20 protein-coding genes are annotated in these 23,615 nt (G+C 63.3%); 12 read left to right on the top strand and 8 right to left on the bottom strand.

Going from position 1 to position 23,615, the window contains the following annotated elements; genetic code table 11:
• Positions 1-141 precede the first annotated feature (141 nt).
• The 3 genes from M1P90_RS20885 (at position 142) to M1P90_RS20875 (ending at position 3,516) form a co-directional block, all read left to right on the top strand.
• Complete coding sequence (locus M1P90_RS20885) at positions 142-2,856, top strand: C25 family cysteine peptidase (RefSeq protein ID WP_483697241.1); 2,715 nt, start codon at positions 142-144, stop codon at positions 2,854-2,856.
• A 116-nt stretch (positions 2,857-2,972) separates the two neighbouring features.
• Positions 2,973-3,203, top strand: coding sequence for a hypothetical protein (locus M1P90_RS20880; RefSeq protein WP_483697240.1), 231 nt, complete (start codon positions 2,973-2,975; stop codon positions 3,201-3,203).
• The gene (locus M1P90_RS20875; protein ID WP_483697239.1) at positions 3,190-3,516 is read left to right on the top strand and encodes a type II toxin-antitoxin system PemK/MazF family toxin; all 327 of its coding nucleotides are present in this window, start codon (positions 3,190-3,192) and stop codon (positions 3,514-3,516) included. Before M1P90_RS20880 ends, M1P90_RS20875 begins: the two co-directional genes overlap by 14 nt.
• Before the next feature lie 100 nt (positions 3,517-3,616).
• On the opposite strand, the gene treZ is transcribed toward M1P90_RS20875, so the two are convergent.
• The 5 genes from treZ to M1P90_RS20850 all read right to left on the bottom strand — a co-directional run bounded on the left by treZ (position 3,617) and on the right by M1P90_RS20850 (position 12,216).
• A complete protein-coding gene (gene treZ, locus M1P90_RS20870) occupies positions 3,617-5,488 on the bottom strand; it encodes a malto-oligosyltrehalose trehalohydrolase (protein ID WP_483697237.1) in 1,872 nt (623 codons plus the stop codon).
• Between the two features lie 4 nt (positions 5,489-5,492).
• Positions 5,493-5,897 (bottom strand): DUF2809 domain-containing protein, encoded by a 405-nt coding sequence (locus M1P90_RS20865; RefSeq protein WP_483697236.1) that lies wholly within the window; start codon positions 5,895-5,897, stop codon positions 5,493-5,495.
• A gap of 134 nt (positions 5,898-6,031) precedes the next feature.
• Entirely contained in the window at positions 6,032-8,155 is a 2,124-nt protein-coding gene (glgX, locus tag M1P90_RS20860; RefSeq protein ID WP_483697234.1) for a glycogen debranching protein GlgX, read from the bottom strand.
• Between the two features lie 307 nt (positions 8,156-8,462).
• Positions 8,463-11,462 (bottom strand): malto-oligosyltrehalose synthase, encoded by a 3,000-nt coding sequence (gene treY, locus M1P90_RS20855; protein ID WP_483697233.1) that lies wholly within the window; start codon positions 11,460-11,462, stop codon positions 8,463-8,465.
• Positions 11,463-11,634: 172 nt separating this feature from the next.
• Positions 11,635-12,216 carry a hypothetical protein gene (locus tag M1P90_RS20850; RefSeq protein WP_483697232.1) on the bottom strand — a complete coding sequence of 194 codons (582 nt, stop codon included), beginning with the start codon at positions 12,214-12,216 and terminating at the stop codon, positions 11,635-11,637.
• Positions 12,217-12,511: 295 nt separating this feature from the next.
• Here M1P90_RS20850 and dprA point away from each other — a divergent pair, with 295 nt between their 5' ends.
• Positions 12,512-13,636 carry a DNA-processing protein DprA gene (dprA, locus tag M1P90_RS20845; RefSeq protein WP_483697230.1) on the top strand — a complete coding sequence of 375 codons (1,125 nt, stop codon included), beginning with the start codon at positions 12,512-12,514 and terminating at the stop codon, positions 13,634-13,636.
• Positions 13,637-13,794: 158 nt separating this feature from the next.
• Here the strand turns inward: dprA and M1P90_RS20840 are convergent, their stop codons facing one another.
• Positions 13,795-14,529, bottom strand: coding sequence for a sugar phosphate isomerase/epimerase family protein (locus tag M1P90_RS20840; RefSeq protein ID WP_483697228.1), 735 nt, complete (start codon positions 14,527-14,529; stop codon positions 13,795-13,797).
• 197 nt (positions 14,530-14,726) lie between these two features.
• On the opposite strand from M1P90_RS20840, the gene M1P90_RS20835 reads away from it, so the two are divergent.
• Complete coding sequence (locus M1P90_RS20835) at positions 14,727-15,020, top strand: CsbD family protein (RefSeq protein ID WP_483697226.1); 294 nt, start codon at positions 14,727-14,729, stop codon at positions 15,018-15,020.
• A 146-nt stretch (positions 15,021-15,166) separates the two neighbouring features.
• Complete coding sequence (locus M1P90_RS20830) at positions 15,167-15,676, top strand: polyhydroxyalkanoate synthesis regulator DNA-binding domain-containing protein (protein ID WP_483697224.1); 510 nt, start codon at positions 15,167-15,169, stop codon at positions 15,674-15,676.
• Here M1P90_RS20830 and M1P90_RS20825 read toward each other — a convergent pair.
• A complete protein-coding gene (locus M1P90_RS20825) occupies positions 15,673-16,395 on the bottom strand; it encodes a response regulator transcription factor (RefSeq protein ID WP_483697222.1) in 723 nt (240 codons plus the stop codon). The two genes, M1P90_RS20830 and M1P90_RS20825, sit on opposite strands and share 4 nt — an antisense overlap.
• A 338-nt stretch (positions 16,396-16,733) precedes the next feature.
• On the opposite strand from M1P90_RS20825, the gene bcp reads away from it, so the two are divergent.
• The gene (bcp, locus tag M1P90_RS20820) at positions 16,734-17,195 is read left to right on the top strand and encodes a thioredoxin-dependent thiol peroxidase (protein ID WP_483697221.1); all 462 of its coding nucleotides are present in this window, start codon (positions 16,734-16,736) and stop codon (positions 17,193-17,195) included.
• 384 nt (positions 17,196-17,579) lie between these two features.
• Here the strand turns inward: bcp and M1P90_RS20815 are convergent, their stop codons facing one another.
• A complete protein-coding gene (locus M1P90_RS20815) occupies positions 17,580-18,230 on the bottom strand; it encodes a PQLLE family protein (RefSeq protein ID WP_483697219.1) in 651 nt (216 codons plus the stop codon).
• A gap of 1,505 nt (positions 18,231-19,735) precedes the next feature.
• On the opposite strand from M1P90_RS20815, the gene M1P90_RS20810 reads away from it, so the two are divergent.
• From M1P90_RS20810 to M1P90_RS20790, 5 genes are all read left to right on the top strand, one after another.
• A complete protein-coding gene (locus M1P90_RS20810) occupies positions 19,736-19,951 on the top strand; it encodes a hypothetical protein (protein ID WP_483697217.1) in 216 nt (71 codons plus the stop codon).
• Positions 19,948-20,352: a type II toxin-antitoxin system VapC family toxin gene (locus M1P90_RS20805; protein WP_483697216.1), complete on the top strand. Its 405-nt coding sequence runs from the start codon at positions 19,948-19,950 to the stop codon at positions 20,350-20,352. Before M1P90_RS20810 ends, M1P90_RS20805 begins: the two co-directional genes overlap by 4 nt.
• Positions 20,353-20,458: 106 nt before the next feature.
• A complete protein-coding gene (locus tag M1P90_RS20800) occupies positions 20,459-21,145 on the top strand; it encodes a glycoside hydrolase family 16 protein (RefSeq protein ID WP_483697215.1) in 687 nt (228 codons plus the stop codon).
• Positions 21,146-21,674: 529 nt separating this feature from the next.
• Positions 21,675-23,204 carry a hypothetical protein gene (locus M1P90_RS20795; protein WP_483697214.1) on the top strand — a complete coding sequence of 510 codons (1,530 nt, stop codon included), beginning with the start codon at positions 21,675-21,677 and terminating at the stop codon, positions 23,202-23,204.
• 15 nt (positions 23,205-23,219) lie between these two features.
• On the top strand, positions 23,220-23,615 hold the full coding sequence (locus M1P90_RS20790; protein WP_483697212.1) for a hypothetical protein: 396 nt from the start codon (positions 23,220-23,222) through the stop codon (positions 23,613-23,615).

The following is a 23,615-nucleotide window of genomic DNA, read 5'->3' as shown; positions in this document are numbered from 1 at the left end:
TCGTCCGCTCCCAATCGAAAATCGTAAATCGTCAATCGTAAATCCGCATGTCACACGATTGTTATGCCACGCGCCGCCGGCAGATGCTATACTCAGGCGGTTCGCCGCGCGTTGGGCTGCGGCGCCTATACACAAACAAGCATGAAATTTTTTGTTGTTGCGATGTGTGCCGTTCTGCTGCTGGGCATCGCTCCTGGTGCACGGGGTGCCGCGCCCGCATTTCAGCTTGCCCAGCAGGGCGGCGGCCTGCATATCGAGTGGCGCGACGTGCCCGCGCAGGCGAGCGGCGCCGCGCCGCTGGTGACAATTGGTGGGGTGCGGCTGCCGGCCCGGCTAGTGGCGCTCCGTATGGCGGGCGATGCCCCGCTGCTGCCGCAGATCGAGCGGGTGGTGAGCGAGGCGTGGGCCGGCAGTCCGGCGCTGGCCGAGCCAATTGTGCCGCAGCAGCCCGGCGACACAGCGCGCCCCGACCTCGCCGCGCCCGCCAGCGCCGCCCTGCCCGATTCGCCGGTGGTGCTGCTGCGCGAGGCCCGATTGCGCGGGGCGCGCATTGCGGTGCTGGCGCTCAGCCCGTTTTTCAGCGCAGCCAGCGGGCCACAGGCGCTGCGCGAGCTGGCGCTCACTGTTCCGAACGCCACGCCGCTGCCAGACGATCCCACCGCGCTGCTGGAAACGCAGAGCGGGCCGTTTCTGGCGAGCGCGCCTGCGCCCAACCCCGCCGCTGGCAGTGGCTGGAAAATCCAGGTTAGCGCGGGCGGCATCCAGCGCCTGACGGCCAGCGCGCTTGCGGCGGCGGGCGTGCCGCTGGGCAGCCCAAACCTGCTGCAACTGCGCTTCAATGGCGCGCCAGTCGCGCTCGAACAGCGCGGCAGCGGCAACAGCCTTGAGCTGCGTTTCTACGCCCCTGCGCCCGGCGACCGCTGGAATCGCACCAGCGCCTACTGGCTCACGCTGGGCAGCACGCCCGGCCTGCGCATGGCCTCGCGCTCGGTTGCGCCGGGCGGAGCGGCGCTGAGCGGCTTTGCCTTTGAGCGCGGAAAATGGCAGGACCCGCACCTCTACGACTCGCTGCTGGCCGGGCCGGACGCCGACCACTGGTTCAGCGCAGACATGCGCAGCGGCCCGGGTTCGCCAGCCGCCGTCACCACTGCCCAGATCACGCCGACGCTGCCACTCGTGAGCAGCACCGCCACGCTCACGGTGACGGGCAGCAGCTACCTGAAAAGCGCGCATACGCTCCAGGCGACGCTGGCCGCCACAACGCGCACTGCGACGTGGAGCGGCACCGGCGATTGGGCGCATGTGCTCACATTTCCCGCGCCGGGCAAGATCATCACCCTGAGGCTGCCAACCCCCGCCCAGCCCGATGGCTATGAGATCGACGGCGTGGCGTGGCAACTGCCGGTGTCGCTGAACCTGGGTGGGCGCGGCGCGGCCTTTGCCGGGCGGGCCGGCACATGGCGCTACCAGCTCGCAAATGCGCCAGCGGGCGGCGCGCTCTACGATGTGAGCAGCCCGCTTGTGCCTGCGCAGCTGAGCGGCTGGCAGGCGACGAACATCTTTCAGGATGGGCCGGCGGCGCACTTGTATGTGCTGGCGGGCGCGGGCACGCTTTTCACGCCAAGCATCGCGCGCAGCCCGGCGTATGACATTGCCACGCCCGCGCGTGTGCTCTATATCGGCCCGGCCGCCCTGCACGCTGCCATTGCGCCGCTGGTGAATCACCGTCGCGCCCAGGGCCTGAGCGTGCGCGTGATCGACACGCAGGCGCTCTACGACCGCTGGAGCTACGGCCAGGTTTCGCCGCTTGCGATTCGCAACTTCCTGCGCTATGCCGCCGCAACCTGGGCAACACCGCCGGCGGCCGTGACGCTGGTGGGCGACGGCACAATCGACCCGCTGAACTACACCGGGCGCACCAACCGCAACGACGTGCCGCCCTTTGCCGCGAATGTTGACCCGTGGATTGGCGAAACTGCCTGTGAGCAGTGTTTTGTGCGCCTCGACGGCGACGACCCCACGCTCGACGCGCTGCCCGACCTCGCGCTGGGGCGGCTGCCCGCGCGTAGCGCCGACGCGATGGCCGCGCTGGTGAACAAGCTGGTGGCCTACGAAACCAGCCCGCTCAACCTGTTCTGGCGCTCGCGCAATGTGTATGTGGCCGACAACTTCCGCGACGCGCAGAATAACACCGACAGCGCGGGCGATTTTGCCGCCTTTGCCGACGCCAGCGCGGCGCTTCAGCCCGCCGGCATTCGTGTCGAGCGCATCTACTACGATCCGTCGCCCAGCGCGCCCGCGCAGCCCTGGCGCGAGCCGAGCGCTGAGATCGCCTACCAGCGCACACGCGCGCTGCTTGGCGCGGGCGCGGGGCTGGCGAACTACGTGGGGCATGGCAGCCAGTTCCAGTGGGCCGTGACCGATTACAACGCCACGCCGCCCTACCTGCTTGGCCAGTATGACCCCGACGACCTGGGCAATGGCGCGCGCCAGCCGATTGTGCTGGAAATGACCTGCCTGACCGGCGCGTTCCAAACACCTTCCTACGGCGGCACAATTGACGAGCGGTGGCTGCTGAACCCGAGCGGCGGCGCGATTGCGGTGTGGGCGCCAACCGGCCAGGCGGTCGCGCACGGCCACGATATGCTGCAGCGCGGGTTCTACCAGAAGCTGTGGGGTTCGCCGCCGCTGAGCGCGCGTGTGGGGAATTTGGCGCTGGCTGGCTACACCGAGCTGTTCACCAACGGCACCTGCTGCCAGGATACAATTGCTACCTACGGGCTGCTGGGCGATGCGATGCAGCTTGCGCGCGTGATGCCGGGGAACATTCTGTACGCACCGGTAGCGCAGAAGTAGGGTTGTGCGGCCTGGCTTGAGTAGTTGCATATCTTGATTTGAGCGTTGCCGTAGTATATTGCATTCTCTCAAATCACTGGTATTATACGTGTACTATACGTATAAAGAGGTGCGCCATGCAGAAGAAACTTACTATCACGGTCGATGAAGCGGTATATGAGGGCTTGCACAAGGTCATCGGCCGGCGACATATTAGCCATTTCATCGAAGATCTGGTGCGCCCTCACGTCATCGGAACTGATCTCGAAGCTGGGTATCGCGCAATGGCCTCCGATGAAGAACGCGAGCAGGAAGCCATGGAATGGTCGGAAGCAATGCTGGGAGACATGGCCGATGCTGCGCGGTGAAGTATGGTGGGTCAATTTTGATCCCTCGGTCGGCGGTGAAATCCAAAAGCAGCGCCCGGCACTCATTCTCAGTAATGATGCTTCAAACAAATATCTCAATCGGGTGCAAGCCGTTCCACTTTCAAGCCGTGTCGATCGTTTGTATCCCAGTGAGGTTGTTGTCACGCTTAATGGCAAGCCACACAAAGCAATGGCGGATCAACTGACAACCGTGAGCAAGCTACGCCTGAATAATCGTATTGGAAAGCTGACTGCAACCGATATGCTTCAGGTCGAACGCATTGTGAAGCTTCAACTTGATATGACGCCATAATTGATGTTGCCGCCCAATCTGCGTAGGCGAACGACGAAGGACGAACCACTCGCTGGTTCGTCCTTCGTCGTTGGTTGTTTCATGTTGCCTGTTGTGCGCGTTACATTGCCGCCAGCAGCACCGCGCCCGGCCCAGCGAAGCGCAGCGTGCCCGCCGCCGGGTCGAATGCAGCCGGGCCGCGCCCGCCATAGCGCGTGTCTTCGCTGTCGAGCAGAACTGCCCATGCCTGCCCGCCCGGCGCGGTGGTGACGGATCGTGTCGCCAAACTCACCTGGGTTTCGCCGCGCAGGTTTACGATGAGCACGAGCGCGTCGGCGGGGGAAGGGCCATCGCGCCGCAATGCGATCGCGTCTGCGCCCAGCGGCTGGGCGTCGATGCCGGCGCGGTCGCGCGCACGGAGCGCGGGCCGGCTGTGGCGCAGCGCCAGCGCGTTGCGGTAGAGCGCAAGCACACCCGCGTGCGGCGCATTGGCCCGCTCGTCCCAATCAATCTTCGAGCGCAGAAACGTTTCGCGCGCCTGCGGGTCGGGCACTTCCGCGCCCGCGAAGGCGGTGAAACGCGCAAATTCGGCCCGCCGCCCTTCGGTCACCAGCCGCCCCAGCTCTTCCTGGTGGTCGGTGAAATACTGAAATGGCGCGCTGGCGGCCCATTCCTGCCCCATAAACAGCAGCGGTGTGTACGGCCCAAGCAGCAGCACCGACGACGCAGCGCGGTAGGCATCCATCCCGATCAGGTGGTTCAGCCGGTCGCCCAGCGCGCGGTTGCCGATCTGGTCGTGGTTCTGGATGCAGTGGACGAACTGCCCCGGAGCGAGCCGGTCGGGCAGGCTGCCGCGCGTGTGGCCGGCGTAGGCCGAAAGCTGGCCGGTGTAGAACCAGCCCTGGCGCAGCGTTTTCGCCAGATCTTCGGTGCTGCCGCTATAGTCGGCGTAGTAGCCTTCGCGCTCGCCGGTGAGCGCCACGCGCAGCTGGTGGTGGAAATCGTCGGCCCACACCGCGTCGATATTTGCGCCACCCTCGGCGCGGGGCAGCAGCAGCTGCGGCTCGTTGCGGTCGTCCTCGGCGATCAGCACGAAGTGGCGGTCGGGCGGCAGCGTGGCGCGCAGGGTTTCGGTCAGCTCGGCCAGAATGTGCACGGTGCTGCTGTCTTGCAGCGCGTGGGTCGCGTCGAAGCGCAGGCCGTCGGCATGGTATTCGTGCGCCCAGTGGCAGGCGTTGGCGATGAAGAAGGCGCGCACTGGCGCACTGTTCGGCCCGTCGAGGTTGAGCGCATCGCCCCACGGTGTGCTGTAGCGGCTGGTGAAATAATCGCGGCTGAACTCGCGCAGGTAGTTGCCATCCGGCCCGAGGTGGTTGTACACCACGTCGATCAGCACGGCCAGGCCCTGCGCGTGCGCAGCATCGACCAGCGCGCGCAGCCCTTCCGGCCCGCCATAGGCGCGCGCGGGCGCGAACAGGTTCACGCCGTCGTAGCCCCAGTTGCGCTCACCAGGGAAATCGGCCACCGGCATAATTTCGATGGCGATGACGCCCAGCGCGCGCAGCTCGGGCAGCCGCCCAATCAGCGCCGCAAAGGTGCCAGCGTCGGTGGCGGTGCCAACATGCACTTCATAAATAACCATGTCGTCGAGCGGGCGGCCACGCCATGCCGCGTCGTGCCACGCGAACGCGCCCGGGTCGACCGCCTGCGACGCGCCGTGGACGCCGTCGGGCTGGTAGCGCGAGGCCGGGTCGGGGCGGGGCGCGCCGCCGTCGATGCGGTACATGTAGCGCGTGTCGGGGGCGATGTGCGGCACAAAGCTGGCGAAATAGCCCTCGCCCTGCGGTTCGAGCGGCACCATGCCGCTTTCATACTCGTCGTCATACAGCACAACTTCCACATGGCGGGCATTTGCCGCCCAGACGCGGAAGTAGATTCCGCCGTCGGCTGGCTGCGCGCCGATCTGTAGTTTCCACGGTTTTTGTGTTTCCATACAGTTATTCCTCTTTCCACCCCGCCCGGCGGCGCGCGAGCGCCACGTCAAGCAGCCAGACCGCGCCAATGCCCACTGCGTAGGCCAGCATGTCGCGCCAGGCGAAGCCGGTGCCGAGCACAATTGCGGCGAGTTTCAGCAGCAGCTTGCCGCTGCGCGCCATCGCCGCCGGGATGCCGGTCAGCTGAAATGTTTCGATCCCGGCCATGAGTATAAGCGAAATCAGCGCGCTGTGCTGCGCCCGCCAGCGCGGCCAGGCTGCCCGCAGCAGCAGGTAGAGCAGCACGGCGTAGAGCGCGTCGCCCGCATATTTGTCGAGCAGGGCGATCCCAGTGCGCGCCACGCGCGAGAGCACGCCAGCGGCGATCACCAGCAGGGCGGCGAGGATGTAGGAACGGCGGGTGTTCATGCAGGAGTCAGAAGTTAGGATTCAGAAGTCAGAAAAGCTACGGAACCACCAAGACACGAAGACACCAGGAATTAAAATCATCGACATCTCTAACGGCTCTTGGTGCCTTGGTGCCTTGGTGGTGAATTGCGTATTTAGCTCGGCTTTTGCCGCAGCAGCACCAGCGAGCGGGCGACAAGCTTGTAGGCGCGCCCGGTTGCAGCGCCTGGCCCCTTCGCGTCGGGCTGGGCGGTGTCGAGCAGCACTTCCCATTTCGTTTTGGGGCCGCCGGGCAGGCGGAACGGCACCGTGCTGTCGTGCGAGTTGACCAGCAACAGCAGCACGTCGTCGTTAACGACATTGCCGCGCTCGTCGCGCTCGGCCATAGCCGGGCCGTTCAGGCGCATGCCCAGGCAGCGTGCATGCGACGCGCCCCACTCGGCGTCGGTCATTTCCTGGCCGTCGGGGCGGAACCACTCGATGTCGTGCACACTGCTGCCGTGGATGCTGCGCCCCTGGAAGAACTTGCGGCGGTGCAGGGCCGGGTGCTCGTTGCGCAGACGAATGAGCTTCTGCGTAAAGGCCAGCATGCTGCGCCCGGCGTCGTCGAGCCGCCAGTCGATCCAGTTCAGCTCGTTATCCTGGCAATAGGTGTTGTTGTTGCCCTGCTGCGTGCGGCTGCGCTCGTCGCCCGCCAGCAGCATGGGCACGCCCTGCGAAAGCAGCAGCGACGCCATCAGGTTGCGCTGCTGGCGCGCACGCAGCGCGTTGATCTTCGGGTCGTTGGTTGCGCCCTCCGCGCCGTGGTTCCACGAGTTGTTGTGGTTCTCGCCGTCGCGGTTGTCTTCGCCATTCGCCTCGTTGTGCTTGTGGTTGTAGCTGACCAGATCGCGCATAGTAAAGCCGTCGTGCGCGGTGATGAAGTTGATGCTGGCGTAGGGCCGGCGGCCGTTATGCTTGTACAGGTCGCTCGAACCCGTCAGGCGGTAGGCCAGCTCGGGTGTCGAAACCTCGTCGCCCTTCCAGTAGCGGCGGATTGCGTCGCGATATTTGCCATTCCACTCGGCCCACAGCACCGGGAAGTTGCCAACCTGGTAGCCGCCCGGGCCAATGTCCCACGGCTCGGCAATCAGCTTCACCTGCGAGAGCACCGGGTCCTGGTGAATCATGTCGAAGAAGGTGGTGAGCTGCGAGTCGGCATGCAGGCCGCGCGCCAGCGTTGCCGCCAGGTCGAAGCGGAAGCCGTCGACGTGCATCTCGGTGACCCAGTAGCGCAGGCTGTCCATGATCAGCTGGAGCGTGCGCGGGTGCAGCATGCTCAGGCTATTGCCGCAGCCGGTGTAGTCGATATATTCGCGCAGGTGGCCGGGCGGCTGGCGGTAGTACACCAGATTGTCGATCCCGCGGAACGAGAGCGTTGGGCCGAGGCGGCCAGCTTCGCAGGTGTGGTTGTACACCACGTCGAGAATCACTTCGATGCCGGCGGCGTGGTAGGCCTTCACCATCGACTTAAACTCGCGCACTTGCTCGCCGGCCGTGCCCGAGCTGCTGTAGCGCGAGTCGGGCGCGAAGTAGCCGAGGGTATTGTAGCCCCAGTAGTTGACCTTGCCCATGTCCACCAGAAAGCGCTCGTCGACGTGGTGGTGAATCGGCAGCAGCTCGATCGCCGTCACGCCCAGCGTTTTGAGGTAGTCGATCACCTGCGGCATCGCCAGGCCGGCGTAGCTGCCGCGCAGATTTTCGGGAACCTCGGGATGCAGCTTGGTAAAGCCCTTGACGTGCATCTCGTAAATAATCGATTCGTGCAGCGGCGTGCCAAGCAGGCGATCTTCGCCCCACTCAAACGACGCATCGACCACCACGCTGCGCGGCATGCAGGCGGCGCTGTTGCGCGTGTCGGGCGTCAGGTCTTCGTAGGCATTGCCCACGGTGTAGCCATACACGGCATCGTCGTAGCGCAGCGCGCCGGTGATAGCTTTGGCATACGGGTCGACGAGCAGCTTGGCGGGCGTGAAGCGATGGCCGGCCTCGGGGTCGTAGGGCCCGTAGACGCGGTAGCCATAGACCTGGCCGGGCCGCGCTTCCGGCAGGTAGGCGTGCCAGACATTATCGGTCTGCTCGGGCATCAGGATGCGCTCGCGCTCTTTTTCGTCGTCGGCGCTGTCGAACAGGCAGAGTTCAACGCCGGTGGCGTGCTGCGAGAACAGGGCAAAATTGACGCCCTGCCCATCCCAGGTTGCCCCGAGCGGGTACGGTTTTCCAAGCCAAACAAGTGACATTTTTCGATTCTCCTGGCGCAATGTGCTGTCATGGTTCTGTGTTGAACAACGATTGTTTGCGCCAAATTCGCAGTGCGTTTGCCCGCCATGAGATTTTTCGAATGCGCCCGTGCGCCATTCCCGCGCGCTGTGCGCCGTGCTCCGACAAGCTGTAGGAGCACGGCAAGCAGCACAATTTCGGCAACTGCCTTCGCATCTTCGCGCCAAAGGAGCAGGAATATTGGGCCACAGAGCACACGGAGAACGCAGAGTTTTTGGTTTTCTCCTCAACGGACTCCGTTCGCTCTGTGGCTCAACCGTTTTCTTCTCAGCTATTGGTTCGCCCATTGCGCGCTGCGCGTGGCAGCACCAGCGCGGGCCGCGCATCCATGCGCTCAAGCAGCGCCACCGGGAAGTTCGCCAGCACCTGCACCAGCGGCAGGCCAGCCGCGCCCTCGTGCTCGCCCACAGTGTACACCTCATCGGTGAAGATGTTGCGGTAGCGCACACCCAGCGATGCGGCGGGCAGCAGCAGCCGGGCATCGCCCCAGGCCACGCCCAGCGGCGCGCCATCGCCGCCAGTCAGGCGGGCGGGCAGACGCGGCGCAATCGTCAGCGCCTCGCCCTCGCCATCGGCGCGCGCAAATGCCACAATGTGCTCGGCTGCGCCCGCGCTCGCTTCCAGCGGGGTGTAGCTGCCTTCCTGAAACAGTGGCAGGTGGGCGCGACGGAACTGCAAGGCCCGGTGCGTCAGGTAGAGCTTGATGCGCCCATCGGCCTTGTTTTCCACCAGCGCGCGCGCCAGCTCCACGCGGCTACCCTGCAAGTCGGCCATTTCGCCCAGCCACCACGCCCGCAGGTCGAAATTCACTGGGCGGCGGTTGTCGGGGTCGACCAGACTCAAATCCCACAGTTCGGTGCCCTGGTAGATGTCGGGAACGCCCGGCGCGGCCAGCTTCAGCAGCGTTTGCGACAGCGAATTCCACGCGCCGAAATGCGCGACCCGCCCCGCCAGCGCCCGGAAATCGGCCAGAAAGCGATTGTTGGGCGAATCTTCGAGAATGGCCGCCACAAAGGCGCGCACGGCCTCGTCGTACTGATTGTTTGGGTTCAGCCAGCTCGTGTTGATCTTGGCCTCGCGGATGGCCTTGATCATATAGCCCTGCACGCGCTCGATAAAGGTCGCGTGTGTCGTGGCATCCATCGGCTCGAAGGGCCACACGCCCAGCAGCGTCTGGTAGAGCAGGTATTCCTCGTTGCGGTCGGGCGCGGCCTCGCCATCCACGTCGATCTTCTTGCGCCGGTTCAGGCGGCTCCAGCGCGTCAGCGCCTTGCGCCACTCGTCGGGCATTTCGGAAAGGACGTTGATGCGCGCGCGCACGTCTTCGCTGCGCTTGGTGTCGTGGGTCGAGGTCGCCAGCATCGCGCCGGGCCAGTCGCGCAGGCGCTCCTGGTTGTGGCGATGAAAGGCGGCCACACTGCTGCCAAAGCGCTGCGGCTCGCCACCAACCTCGTTCAGCGAGGTCAGCCGGTTGAAGATATAGAAGGCCGTATCTTCCAGTCCCTTCGCCATCACCGGGCCGCTGAGCTGCTGGAACTTCATCACAAAGGTGCGCTGCTCGTCGCGCGCCGCCGGGTCGCTGGTGTCGGGGTAGTGCAGCAGCAGAATGTCGCGCAGGAAGTCGAAGATCGACGGGTCGATGGTTGGGTTGCGGCGGCGCGCGCGGCTCACGGCCTGCTCGATCACCGCGCGGTCGCGCTCAGTGACGGTGTCGGTTTCCGCCACAATGTAGGTGCGATACACCGGGAAGCAGGCGATCACCTCGCGCAGCGCCTCGCGCAGGCTGTTGAGCGTGAAGTCGCGGTAGTAGCGGTTGTGCTCCGAGACACGATTGAGCTGGTGCGCCAGCACATACATTTCGCTCGCCAGCGCGTTGCGCATGATCTGCTTGCGCGTGTCGTAGGTCAGGTTGTCGAAGCGCAGCCGCTGCCCGCTGAAGTCGGCATAGATGGTGTTGAAGCGTTTTTCCGCGCTGGCATCGACAAAAATGCCATTCAGCGCATTCAGGAAGTCGTAGCCGCTGGTGCCATGCACGGCCCAGTCGTCGGGCAGGCGCTCGCCATGCGCCAGGATCTTTTCGGCCACGACGTAGAGCGGGCGATTTTCTGCTGCTTCGGGCGTGCCAGCCGCCAGCTCAGCGTAGCGCTCCTGCAGGCTCTGGAAGTAGCCGGCCGGGTCCCACAGGCCGTCGGGGTGGTCGATCCGCAGGCCGTTCACCTTGCCCGAGGCCAGCAGCTCCATAATCAGCGCGTGCGTGGCGTCGAAGACCTCGGGGCGCTCCATACGAATCGCGGCCAGGTCGTTCACGTCGAAGAAGCGCCGGTAGTTAATCTCTTCAGCGGCGACGCGCCAGTAGCTCAGGCGGTAGGCCTGCCGGTCGATCAGTGCGTCGAGCAGGTCGAAGCTGCGCGGGTCGCCGGGCGTGCCGTTGAACAGCGCGACTCCCGCATCAATTGCCTCGCGCGCGGCCGGCTCGGTGTGTACCAGCGTGTCGAGGCGGCGCTTGAGGATTTCTTTTTCGCGGTGGCGCTCAACCACTTTGCTGCGGTCGGTTTCGGTGCGCAGCGGCAGGTTGGTCAGCCCGGTGATGATGCTCTGGTATTCCAGCACCGAGTCGTGCTCGTTGCCCAGCGCGTCGATCAGTTGCGGCAGGGTCGCGGCCAGAATGTCGGCGTAGGTGCGCGGGTTGACCGGCAGGGCGGTTTCCCAGTAGTCGAGGAAAAACGCGCCCTCGGCGTAGCGCAGCACTAGCTCACGATTCTCAAGGATGCGGCCGTACTGCTGGCCGAGGATCGGCAGCAGCACTTTGTTTTCCAGCTCGCGCTTGAGCGGGTGCCAGTCGATGTCGAAGAATGGCGCGTACAGCGAGCTTGGCCCGTTTTCGAGCACGTCCATCCACCACTCATTCGTGCTTTCGCCAATGCCCATGTGGTTCGGCACAATGTCGAGCACCTGGCCCATGCCGCGCGCGTGCAGCGCATCAACAAAAGCCTGGTAGTCGTCCTCGCTGCCAATCGCCGGGTTGAGCGAGTTGTGGTCGGCAATATCGTAGCCGTGTGTGCTTTCGGGGCGGGCCTTCAGGTAGGGCGATGCGTAGCAATCGCTGATGCCAAGCTGATCCAGGTAATACAGCCAGTGTCGCGCCTGGGCGAACGTAAACTGGCGGTTGAACTGCAAACGATAGGTTGCTGCGGGGTAGCGTGGCGATGGAAGCTGCAATGTGTCAACGTCCGTGTCAGTCGCTGCCCGGATTATATCGGTCGTCATAACCTCCTCTTCCCAGAAAACGCAAAACATGCACCGAATCGAGCATTGCCGCCCGGTGCATGTAGCTTTCTCCGCGTCCCAATCACCGCATACAATCGCGGATTGGAGTTTCTCCCTTTTTAACACTACGCTGCCCGGCGCCAAAACGATCTGCTGCCAGCAGCGCAGCTGCTTATTTTAGCTCATTCTGCGGGCGCGAGCGGCCCTGCCCGACTTCTTCCTGCTGGAGGGTGTCGCTGCGCGGCTCTTCGCCCGCATCCGACGGGCGCTGATCGGCGGCGGGCTGCGAACGCACCGGCGGGTTGCCAGTGGCGAGCGCGCCATCGCTAAACACGCCGCTGCTAATTACGCCTGTGTTGCCGGTGGTGCCGGCATACTCGCCCACCGCGTCGGTGGCATCGCCGGTCTCGAACACGTAGTGCCGCCAGGCAATTGCGCCGCGCTCAGTGTCGTTGGCGCGGTTGTCGTCGGGCGGCAGCGCGCCAATGGCGAATGGCTCGCTGGCCTTGAGGGTTTCCATTGCTTTGTCGCGCCACGCGTCGTCGAGCGTAACGGTGAGCGCCCAGAACTGCTCGCCTGCGCTGGCGCGGCCTTCCAGTGCGGTGCCGGCAAGGTCGGTGGCGGCATAGCTCGCCATACGAATGGCGGGGTAGGGCGTGCCGGCATCCTGGAGCGCGTGCAGCGCGGCTTCGGCGCCGGCAAGCGTGCCAAACAGCGCGGTGCGCTGCTCGATGGGCTGGTTCTGCTGCTCCATATCTCGTCTCCTTCAGTATACCAAACTCTCGTTCTGCGGCACAGCCAGATCTGTCCACCTGGCACACGCCAGCGGTTCTGCTGCTCCTAGCGCGCAAGACTCGTGCCATGGCGCGTTGTTGGGCGGCGGGCTGGTAACGGCGAACGCCTATACTGGACGCAGAGTTTCTCAGGTTTGAATGTTGCACGTTTGCAGGTTGAAGTTTGAAATTGGTGATTCGGGTCATCTGCCGTCTATGTAATATTTAGCATTCAGCACTCAAAACTGGCCGTTCGTCCTTTACCCCACAACTACTATGACAGACAACACCCGCTTTTACCTGGCGTTCAATCTTGTGACTGGCATCGGCCCGGCGCGGCTCGACCGCCTGATCGAGCGGTGCGGCTCGATTGAGGGCGCATGGCGCGCGACGCCCGGCGATATGCTGGCGGCCGGGATAGACGCGCGCAGCGCCCAGGCGCTGATCGCCGGCCAGCGCACGATCGACATCGACGCGGCGATGGAGCGTGCCGAGCGCGCGGGCGTGCAGCTGCTCACCCGCGAGCACGACGCTTACCCCGCCCTTCTGGCGCAGATCCCGGGCGCGCCGCCGCTGCTGTATGTGCGCGGCCAGCTCGCCGCCGTGGATGCGTGGAGCGTAGCCGTGGTGGGCACGCGCTCGCCAACCTCGTATGGCAAGGAAGCGGCGCAGCGGCTGGCCGGCGACCTCGCCGGCGCGGGCGTGACAATCGTGAGCGGGCTTGCGATTGGCATCGATTCGATTGCGCACCGCGCCGCGCTGGAGCAGGGCGGGCGCACGATTGCGGTGCAGGCATGCGGTGTTGATCTGGTCTACCCCGAGCGCAACCGCGCGCTGGCTGCCGAGATCTGCGAGTCGGGTGCGATTGTGAGCGAGTTCCCGCTGGGCGCAAAGCCCACCCCGCAAATGTTCCCGGTGCGCAACCGCCTGATCAGTGGCCTCTCGCTTGGCACGCTGGTGGTGGAAGCCCCGCACGGCAGCGGCGCGCTGATTACGGTTGAGTTCGCGCTTGAGCAGGGGCGCGAGGTGCTGGCCGTGCCGGGCACAATCTTCTCGCGCATGAGCCAGGGCACCAACGCGCTCATTCGCAATGGCGCGGCGATGGTGACAGGGGCGCAGGATGTGCTGGACGCGCTGAACCTGAACACGCTGGAAGTGCAGCAAGAGGTGCAGGCCGCCTTCCCCGACGACCCGGCCGAGGCGGCGCTGCTGACGCACCTTTCGTTCGAGCCGCAGCACGTCGATGAGCTGCGGCGCGCGTCTGGCCTGCCCGTGGCCGAGGTGTCGGCGCTGCTGGCGATGATGGAGCTGAAGGGTATGGTGCGGCAGGCTGGCGCAATGCAGTTTGTGCGCGTGCGCGAACTGCGCGAGAGGTACGAAGTGCCGGAGCGGGCGGCCTGAGAAGCGAACTTTACCACGAAGACACGAAGGCACGAAGCTGCAAAATGCTTCGTGCCTTCGTTGTTGGTGCGTATAGGAACGCGATGTGGAAGGCAGGGACATGACATTGTATTACCAGTCCCTATCCCCCATCCCCTATTCCCTGCGCTGAAAGCGCACTACGCCTGCTGGCGCAGCCAGTCGAGGCTGATGCGCAGGCTGTCGAGCGGCGGGCGCGGGCAGACATCCAGCTCGGTGATGAGCCACTCGACGCCAGCGGCGGGCGCGGCTGCGACAATCGGCGCGTAGCCAACCTCGCCGCTGCCCGCTTCGATCCAGTTCCCCTGCGCGTCCACATCCTTTACATGCAGCAGGGGCAAGCGCCCGGCCAGCGCATCGATCTGCGCCTGGACACTTTTGCCGGCTTTGTAGACCCACCCGCAGTCGAGCTCGAACAAAAGCTGCTCGGCGCTGGTGCTGTTCTTCAGCGCATCCAGCCCGGTGTTGCCTGCATCACCCGCCAGCTCGAAGTCGTGGTTGTGGTAGGCCAGGCGCATGCCAGCGGCGTGCACGCGATCCGCGATCGGGGCAAGCACCCCCGCCAGCGCGGCGAAGTCGCGGCGCTCGGGGGCGACCCACGGCACGACGATGATCGAGCAGCCGATGGTTTTGTAGGTTTCCAATGTCTCGTCGAGCGCGTTTTCCAGCAGGTTCAGCGCAACGTGGCTGCTGCTGACGCGCAGGCCCAGCTCATCCAGCAGGGCGCGAACTTCGCTGGCCGGCTGGTCGTACAGCCCGGCGAACTCGACCCCATCGTAGCCCATGCCGGCGACGGCGCGCAGCGTGCCGGTGAAGTCTTGCGCCATCTGGTCGCGCACGGTGTACAGCTGTGCGGCAATTGGCAGGTTCGTCATTGACATGCTCCATTCTCTGGTGGCGGTGGTCGTGGGCAATAATAGCGGAGGTGGGCGATTTGTCAATTGTTGGGCATGGCACGCTTCGTGCTTTACTTCTTGCCATACCCGAGCAATTCCCGAGCACATCGCTCGGCCCACCGTGGGGGCTCGGCAATCAACGGCGATAGCAATAGATAGAGAGAGGAGCCCGAACCATGACTGATGAGCGCATTAAAGGCAAAGCCGAAGAGATTAAAGGCAAGATCAAGGGTGCGGCGGGCGATCTGATCGACAACGAGCAGATGGAGGCCGAGGGCCGCGCCGAAGAGCTGAAGGGCCAGGCCCGCCAGGAAGCCGCCAAGGCATCGGAGCGCGCGCGCGGCGCGGGCGAAGAGCTGAAGGGCAAGATCAAGGGTGCGGCGGGCGATCTGATCGACAACGAGCAGATGGAGGCCGAGGGCCGCGCCGAAGAGCTGAAGGGCCAGGCCCGCCAGAAGGCCAACGAGTAGAAATTCGTGTGTGCGCCAGGTGGCGCGCGACTTTGAAACACAGCGCGGGCCGGCATTGCCGGCCCGCGCTGTGCGTTGCGCCGCGCTGGCAGGGCGGGGGTGTTATAATACCTGCGCGAAGAACCCTACCAGATCGAGAGTGATCCATGCAGACGATCAAGAAATATGCGAACCGCAAGCTCTACCACACCAACCGCAAGCAATATATTACCCTGGAAGGCATCGCCGCGCTTATTCAGGCCGGTGAGCCCGTGCAGGTGCTCGATAACGAAACCGGCGACGATATCACTGCGGGGATTTTGACACAGGTGGTGCTTCAGGCGCGCAACAGCAGCGACCGCCTGCCAACTCAGGTGCTCACCGGTTTGATCCGGGCGGGCGGCGACCGAATTGCGGGCGTGGGGCGCACGCTGATGAGTACCTTTGGCGGAACGAACCTGGCCGACTTCGCGATCCGCCAGCGGCTCGATCATTTGTACGACACGGGCAAGATCGACGCGGCTGAGCTAAGCCGCTTAGCCAACCTCTTGCTGCACGAACAGGGCGATTCCGCCGACGAAATCCCCAGCCGGCGCGAGATCACCGCGCTTCACGCCCAGGTAGATGCGCTTTCGGCAGCGGTCGACCAGTTGCTGGGCGATCAAAAGCGCAGCTAGGCCGGGCAGCCATCGCCAACCTCACGCGCATTTTCCACATTATTTTCTTCCACAAACATATAGCCCTGCCCCCGAATGGTAATAATTGGGGCCGTGGCGGGCTGCTCGGGCTTCAGTTTACTGCGCAGGCGGTAGATATAGACCGTGAGCAGGTTGCGGCCTTTTGCGCTGGTGCCCCATCCTGCTGTTATCAGGGTCTGATCGGTGACGATGCGCCCGGCGTTGAGCATCAGGACGTGCAGCAGCTGGCTTTCGATCGGGGTGAATTCGATCTGTGTGCCGCCCATGTCGAGCATGCGCTCGGATGGGTTGAGTGTGATCGTGCCACGGGTCAGCGCGATGTGCTGTTTCATGCCAGCCTGGTAGCGGCGCAGCACGGCTGCAATGCGCGCGAGCAGTTCGCTTGGCTCGTAGGGTTTGGTGATATAGTCGTCGGCGCCGCTTTCCAGGCTCAGCACGCGCTCGGCCAGGCTGCCGGGGCGGCACAGAAAGATAATGGAAACCATGCTGAATGAGCGGATGCGACGGCACAGCTCGAATCCATCCGCGTCAGCCAGGTGCCGGTCGAGGATCACGAGATCAGGGTGCTCGCGCTCGATGTATTCGAGCACGCGCTTGCTGCTGCTCACGATGCCAACCGTGTGGCCGGCGTCTGCGAGGATGAAGGACGTAAGCTTGGCGTTCATCAGATCCGGATCAGCAAGCAAAATGTGCGGCACGGCACTCCCCTGTTTTCTGTTTGCATGCAGGTATGTTGCGGGTTGCGCAGGCGAACCTGGCCTGCGCGTTTCATGGTTCCGCGCCCGCCCCCGCAACGCCCGGTTTGGGCCGGCACCCAGGGCCAGCACGTGCCGGCTGAGACCAGCGACCAGGGCGCTCGCTGCGGTGGCTATGGGGAAGACGCGGGCGTGGCAGGAAAGTCACATACTATTTTCTCCTTAGAGATATCGTTTGGTGGCGGGTGGGAGTTACTCGCAGGCGGTGTTTGTGGCGGGCAATGTGCTATCATGGCGCGTGGCGGCGCCTGCCGCCTGCCTGTGAGAAGGAGCATGTGGCCATGGAAAGCCCGGCAATTGGCGATCTTGCGCCAGAATTCGAGACGACGACCGACACCGGGGCGACGGTGCGGCTGGCCGATTTTCGGGGCAAGCGCGTGGTGCTGTATTTCTACCCGAAGGACGATACGCCCGGCTGCACGACGCAGGCCTGTGGGTTCCGCGATAATTACCCGCTGATCGAGGAAAAGAACGCGGTGGTGCTGGGCGTCAGCCCCGACGGCCAGAAGTCGCACCAGAAGTTCAGAACGAAATTCGACCTGCCCTTTACGCTGCTGGTGGATGAGAACCACGCAATTGCCGAGGCCTATGGCGTGTGGGGCGAAAAATCCATGTATGGCAAGACGTATATGGGCGTGACGCGCAGCCATTTTGTGATCGACGAGCAGGGCCGCATTGCCGACGCGCAGGTGAAGGTTAGCCCGGCCGAGAGCGTCGAGCGTGCGCTGCAGGCACTTGGCTAGGGATGTGGGTGTGTATGCACCACAGAGACACAGCGAACACGGAGAAGGCGGGAGAAATACCCGAGCCGAGCGGTTGATGGGGCGGCAAGATGACAGGGTGACGGGGTGATACAAGCAGCAGGCAGTTGGCGGTCGGCAGTAACCTTCAAACCTGCGAACCTTCAAACTTGCAACCGCATGAGGGTCTAGGGTCTGGGGTTTTGGGATTGAGGCTGCAAGCTGCAAACCTTCAAACCGGCAACCTGTACACAAAACCTCCGTGCCTCTGTGTCTCTGTGGTACATTTTCTTTCGCTCTTCGTCGTTCGTCGTTCGTCGTTCGTCAAAAACGCTGTGCGCTCGGTGCCGCTGTGGTGCATTGCTAGCGAAGTTTCGCTGAAATAGCCTACGCCCGCACGCCGATCTGCTCAAGCAGTTGCGGGCGGCCACGCAGCGCAACGCGCGCCACGGTCTTGAAATCGCGCATCCATGTGCCAAGCTCGGCCAGCGAGCTGTTGCGGGCGCTGGTTGCATCCTGCGCGGTGCTGCGCTGCTGCAGGCTGGAGGCGTGGCGTGTAGCGACGGCCTCGATCTGATCTGCGCCTTGTTGCAGCACAGAGCGAGTCAGGCTGAATTCGGCCAGCTTGATCTGAATAGCGCTATCGTTGAGGGCGACGCTGTAGAACTGCTGCGCCTGCGCCAGCCACTCCGCGAGGCTGTTTTTGCGTGGCCCCAGCGCCTGCATCGCTTGCAGCGCGCCGCGATCATCTTCCAGCGCGACGCGGGCGATCTTGACGTGGCGCTTGTACACGGCCTGGGCCAGCTTTTCGGTGTCGTTCAGCGCGTCGGCGGCGCTGCGCAGCCCGCCATAGGCGGCGATCTTCTGCTGGTAGTGGGTGCGGGCGGCGTCGCGAAGCTGCTCGGCCTGGGCGATGCGCTCGGGGGTATAGCCAAAAGCCGCCAGGGCGGCCTGAAGCTCGGCGCTTGCGCGCACATTGGTGATTACGACGTGGGCTTCGGCAAGCTGTTTTTCGATGCTGGGTGCGCCTCGCGGCATAGTTGTTCTCCTTGTGCGATGTTTGCTTGAATGGTGTGGCCCGCCAGAGCGGCGGTTCGGGCTGGGCAGATGCTGTGGTTTTGCTGATACACGGCTGCGCGCCCAGCGTGCCTGCCGCGACCGCTGATCGTCATAGGCTCTCCCGTCTGCAAACAACAGGCTGCTCGCCGGCTGCGCGGGCATGTTGTTCGCTTCCCCAGTGCGTGCGAGCGCCTGATCTGCCATTGGGGATGTTTCCCCAATGCATGGATCGCAGCTGCGCGGGCATTTTTTGTGCTTCCCCAGTGCGTGCGGGCAGCTGATCGACCATTGGGGATGTTTCCCCAGCGCATGGATCGCAGCTGATCGGGCATTGGGGAGGCTTCCCCAAAGGACATGTACCTGCTGTGCTGCCATTTTTTTGCCCTGCGCGCCAGCGCTGGCCGGGCGCGGGCTTGTTTCGACCGGGGCAACACAACCGACTACAAGATATCGTACTGGCCTGCTGCGCACAATAGCGCAGGGGTATGGTTTGGGGCATAGGAATGCCGGGCCAGTTGGTTGATGGTTGGGCGGTGCAAAAGTACTATTCTGGCTGGGCGGGGCTGAGCGCGAACAGCCGGTCGATGGCCGACCGCCGACGACGGACAACGGGCCTGACCTCAGGAGTTGTGGGCAGGCGGCCGCACGCAGTGAGAAGCTCTAACCCCCGCACCCTTAGATACGCCGCTGCACAGCCTGCCATGTGCCAACACTATTCGTTGCTACGCCAGGGCAAGCTTCCAGGAAGCTGATGTGGTGATCAGGCTGACGCAGCACTGGCCTGAGCTTCCTGGAAGCTCAACAGCGAAAACTTCGCTGGCGCCGCACTCAGGGTGCCGTGGTGCATATGCGCAGCAAGGTATGATATGCGGAGGGCGGATATTTTCGCGCTGCGGAGGGTTAAAGCTGCCGCGCTAACACGCTTCTGCGCACCGCGAATGAGCGTATGCACGAGAAGCGCATCCTGAGTAGGCCCAAAGGGCCGTATCGAAGGGTGCGCGCCAAATCTCCGCACCCTTCGATACACGGCTGCGCCGCACTCAGGGTGCTATGGTGCATGTGCGCAACAGGTATGCCACATGGCTGCGACGGGCGTTTCTGCGCTGCGGAGGGCGAAAGACGCCGCGCTAACACGCTTCTGCGCGCCGCGAATGGGCGTATGCACGAGAAGCGCATCCTGAGTAGGCCCAAAGGGCCGTATCGAAGGGTACGCGCCAACCTCCGTACCCTTCGATACGCGGCTGCGCAGGGGGAATCCTCTATGTTTAGGATGCTCACTTCTTCAACTTTGCACGAGCTTCTTGCTTGTTATCCGGATGCACTGCCTTAGCTCAATTTGCTGTGATATACTGGGTATCGTTGAACTGACCGTATCCCGGCTGATAATAAACTTTCTATAAACAGTAGGCGCGAATCACAATGCCAGTGATGGCAATATCAGCGTTCGGTTCGCCGCTGCACCTGTCAAAGTGGAGGCAGAGCATATGCAAGCCTATCGCCAGGAAACAGTTATTCTACACAATGGCACGCTTACCTTGCGCGATCTGCCGCTTCAGGCTGGCGAAAAAGTCGAAGTGATCGTCATTGTTCAATCGCCGCCAGAACGCGCTAAGCAAAACTACCCCTTGCGTGGCCTGCCAGTTACATATATCGATCCCACCGAGCCAATTGCAGATACTGATTGGGATGCAGCAGCATGATTGTGCTCGATACACATATCTGGGTCTGGTGGGTCCACGGCGACGCTAAACTCCCGTCTGAATATATGGTATATATTCAAGATAATGAGAGTGCGGGGCTTGGCATCAGTGCTATATCGTGCTGGGAGGTTGCCAAGTTGGTCGAATATGGCCGTTTGAGCTTGCCAGTTTCCGTTGGCGAATGGCTCGAACAAGCACTTTTATATCCGGGTGTGCGACTGCTTGAACTCACCCCCCGGATAGCAGTTGAGTCGACGCAGCTGCCTGGAACGTTTCATCGTGATCCTGCTGATCAGATGATAGTAGCAACTGCGCGAGTGTATAGTAGCCCTCTGGTTACGCTCGATGAGAAGATTCGCGCCTACCCTCATGTGCAGGTCGCTCCCCAAGCTGGAACGTAATATTCTGTTGCCCTTGAAACCTATATTCCTGCGCCCACTCTTCGCACTACTTCTGCTTGCGCTGGCGTGCTGCGCGCCGGCCGCGCGTGGTTCTGCGCCGGCCGCGATGCTGCAGTTCGCGGGCTACACCTGGCGGGTGCGCGTGGGCAGCGGCGGGCCTGGGCCGAACACCTGGGACGCCAGCAACGTCTGGGTTGACGGCAATGGCGCGCTGCACCTGAAGATCGCGCACGCGAATGGCGCGTGGACCTGCGCCGAGCTCGAAACCACCGAGCGACTGGGCTTCGGCACCTACCAGTTCCAGCTCGACGGCGCAATCGACAAGCTCGACCCCAATGTGGTATTGGGTTTGTTCACCTACCCGCCCGACGACGTGGGGCCGGATACGACCAACGAGATCGATATTGAGTTTGCGCGCTGGGGCACGCCCGCCAACCCGAATGGCAACTATACCGTCTGGCCAGCCGAGCTTGGGCGCGACCGCACCTCGCACACCTTCGAGTTCGCATTGAATGGCACATATACCACCCAGCGCTTCCAGTGGTCGCACGACGCGATCATATTTCAAAGCCTGCATGGCCACACCGACGGCGACGCGAACGAGTTTGCGCGCTGGGAATTCCGCCTCAGCACCTTCGCGCAGGACATCCCGCAGCGCCCGGTGCCGCTGCACCTGAACCTGTGGCTGTTTGGCGGCAGCCCACCCACCGACGGCAAGGAAGTGGAGATTGTGGTGACGGGGCTGCGCTACACGCCGGCAGGGCAGGTGTTTGTTCCGCTGGCGGCAGGGTGATTGAGCGAGGTAGCAGGTTGCAGGTTTGAATGTTGAGGCCGCAGGACCAACGAAGGGCGTATTGCTATATGCCCAGACCACCAAGACACCAAGAACCGTAACCACCAAGACACCAAGACACCAAGAACCGAAGAACGGAACCACGAAGGCACGAAGACTCGAAGGGCGAGAAGAACCAGGAACCACGAAGGCACGAAGACTCGAAGGGCGAGAAGAACCGCAGAACCACGGAACCAAAGAACCGTAACCACCAAGACACGAAGGGCCAAAGAACCAAGAACCGAGAACCGTAACCACGAAGGCACGAAGACTCGAAGGGCGAGAAGAACCACAGAACTGCAGAACCAAGAGCCGCAGAACTAAACAGTTGGCAGTTGGCAGTAAGCTGGAACGTGCAACCTGCAACCTGCAACCATCAAAACCTCCGTGCCTCTGTGCCTCTGTGGTGAACTTTTCGGCAGTCGGCTGTAACCTGGAACTTTCAAACCTGGAACATTCCAACCTGCAAACCTAATGGAGAAACACATTCATGCAAGTCTCCCCCGCCACGGAGCGGTCCCGCGTGCGCACGGCAGCGTGGTGGAGTGAAGGGGGCATTGCGCGCCATGCCCTTGTTGCCGCAATAGTCTTCAGCGTTTTGCTGGCGTGCTTCGCCTTTGTGCAATCTGGCACGCCCCACCTGGCCGACAACGACGGCTACTACCACATGCGCATGGCCGCGCTGATGCGCAGCGAAGGCTTGCGGGTGGAATTCCTCTGGCTGCCGCTCACCATCCTCAAGCCCGGCGCATTCTACGACCACCACATGCTGTTCCACGCCTACCTGGCGCTGTTTGTGGGCGATGGCACAGCCGAGCAGATGCTTGCGGGCGCGAAGCTGGCGAGCGTGCTGATGCCCGCGCTGGCCGGGCTGGCGATCTGGTGGCTGCTGGCCGCACAGAAAGTGCCGGGCGCGGCGCTGTGGGCGATCGGCACCTGCGCAATCTCGCATGCATTCCTGTACCGCATGAGCATGCCGCGTGCGCAGGCGGCCTCGCTGCTGGTGCTGGTGCTGGCGCTGCACTGGCTCCTGCGGCGGCGCTACGCCTTGTTGCTGCCGCTTGGATTCGGGTATGTCTGGCTGTACAACGCCTTCCCGCTCTTGATTCTAGTAGCAAGCATTGTGGTGCTTGCAACATTTACCACCGAGCGGCGGCTGGAATGGCGCGCATTGGCCTATCCGCTGGCGGGAATCGCGCTGGGGATCGTGATCAACCCCTACTTCCCCGAAAACATTGTTTTTATTGTGGGGCATCTTGCGCCGAAATTCGGCCAGCCCAACACCTCGGTGGGCAGCGAGTGGTACCCGTACAGCACCTGGGATATGGCACAAAATGCGGGCGGCGCGCTGCTGCTGTGGCTGCTGGGTGCGCTGGCGCTGGGCTGGCAGCGGCAGCGCATCGACCGGGCCACGCTCGTGGCGCTGCTGCTGAGCATTGTGTTCGGCCTGATGCTGTTCCGCGCCCGGCGCTTTGTCGAATACTTCCCACCCTTTGCGCTGATCTTCGCCGCGCTGAGCTGCGCCGCGCTGCTGCGCGAGCTGCGCTGGCCGGGTGGGCGCTGGGCCACGCTGCTGGTGGCTGGCACGCTGGTTGCGCCGCTGGGTGGCAGCCTGGGCGCGGCGCGGCAGGCAATGGCGCAATCGGTGCCGGTCAGCACCTACCGCGCGGCTGCCGAGTGGCTGGGCGCGCACTCCCCGCCGGGCAGCATGGTCTTCCAGACCGACTGGGACGACTTCCCGCGCCTGTTTTTCTACAACCAGCACAACCGCTACCTCGTTGGCCTCGACCCCACCTTTATGCAGGCTGCGAACCCGGCGCTCTACGACGAATGGGTGGCGCTCACGCAGGGCCGGGGCGAGAATTTCGCAAAAGCGATTCAGAATGACTTTGGTGCTACGTATATTCTTTCAGATCATCAGCATCGCGACTTCCTGCGCCGCGCTGCGCACGACCCGCAGATGCGTGAGGTGTATCGCGACGATGATGCGGTGATCTTCGCAATTCAGGGGACAAAATGAAGGAGGGAGAAAACCATGCCCAGCAACAATCGCCCAAAGGGGCTGCTTCGGAAGCGCGGATGGGTGCGCGCCGCAATCATTGTGTGGGTTGCGCTGATGGTTGGCATTGGCGCAGTTCAGGTGTTCGCCGCCATCGAGCCGCAAGTGTATTTGCCGTTTGTGATTGCGATCAATGGGAACAGCAACACGAATACGAACGGCAATACGAATGGCAACACGAATGGTAATACAAACGGCAACACGAACGGCAACGGCAACGATAATGGAAATGGAAATGGGAATGGGAACGGCAACGGGAACGGCAATGGTAACGGGAATGGGAATGATAATGGCAACGGGAATGGGAATGATAATGGCAACGGGAATGGGAATGGAAATGGCAATGGGAATGTGAGATCGTCAGACTACTAG

Source organism: Kouleothrix sp. 19917, assembly GCF_057073505.1.
The sequence above is the reverse complement of the archived record's forward strand: the minus strand, read 5'-3'. Positions and strand labels throughout refer to the sequence as shown.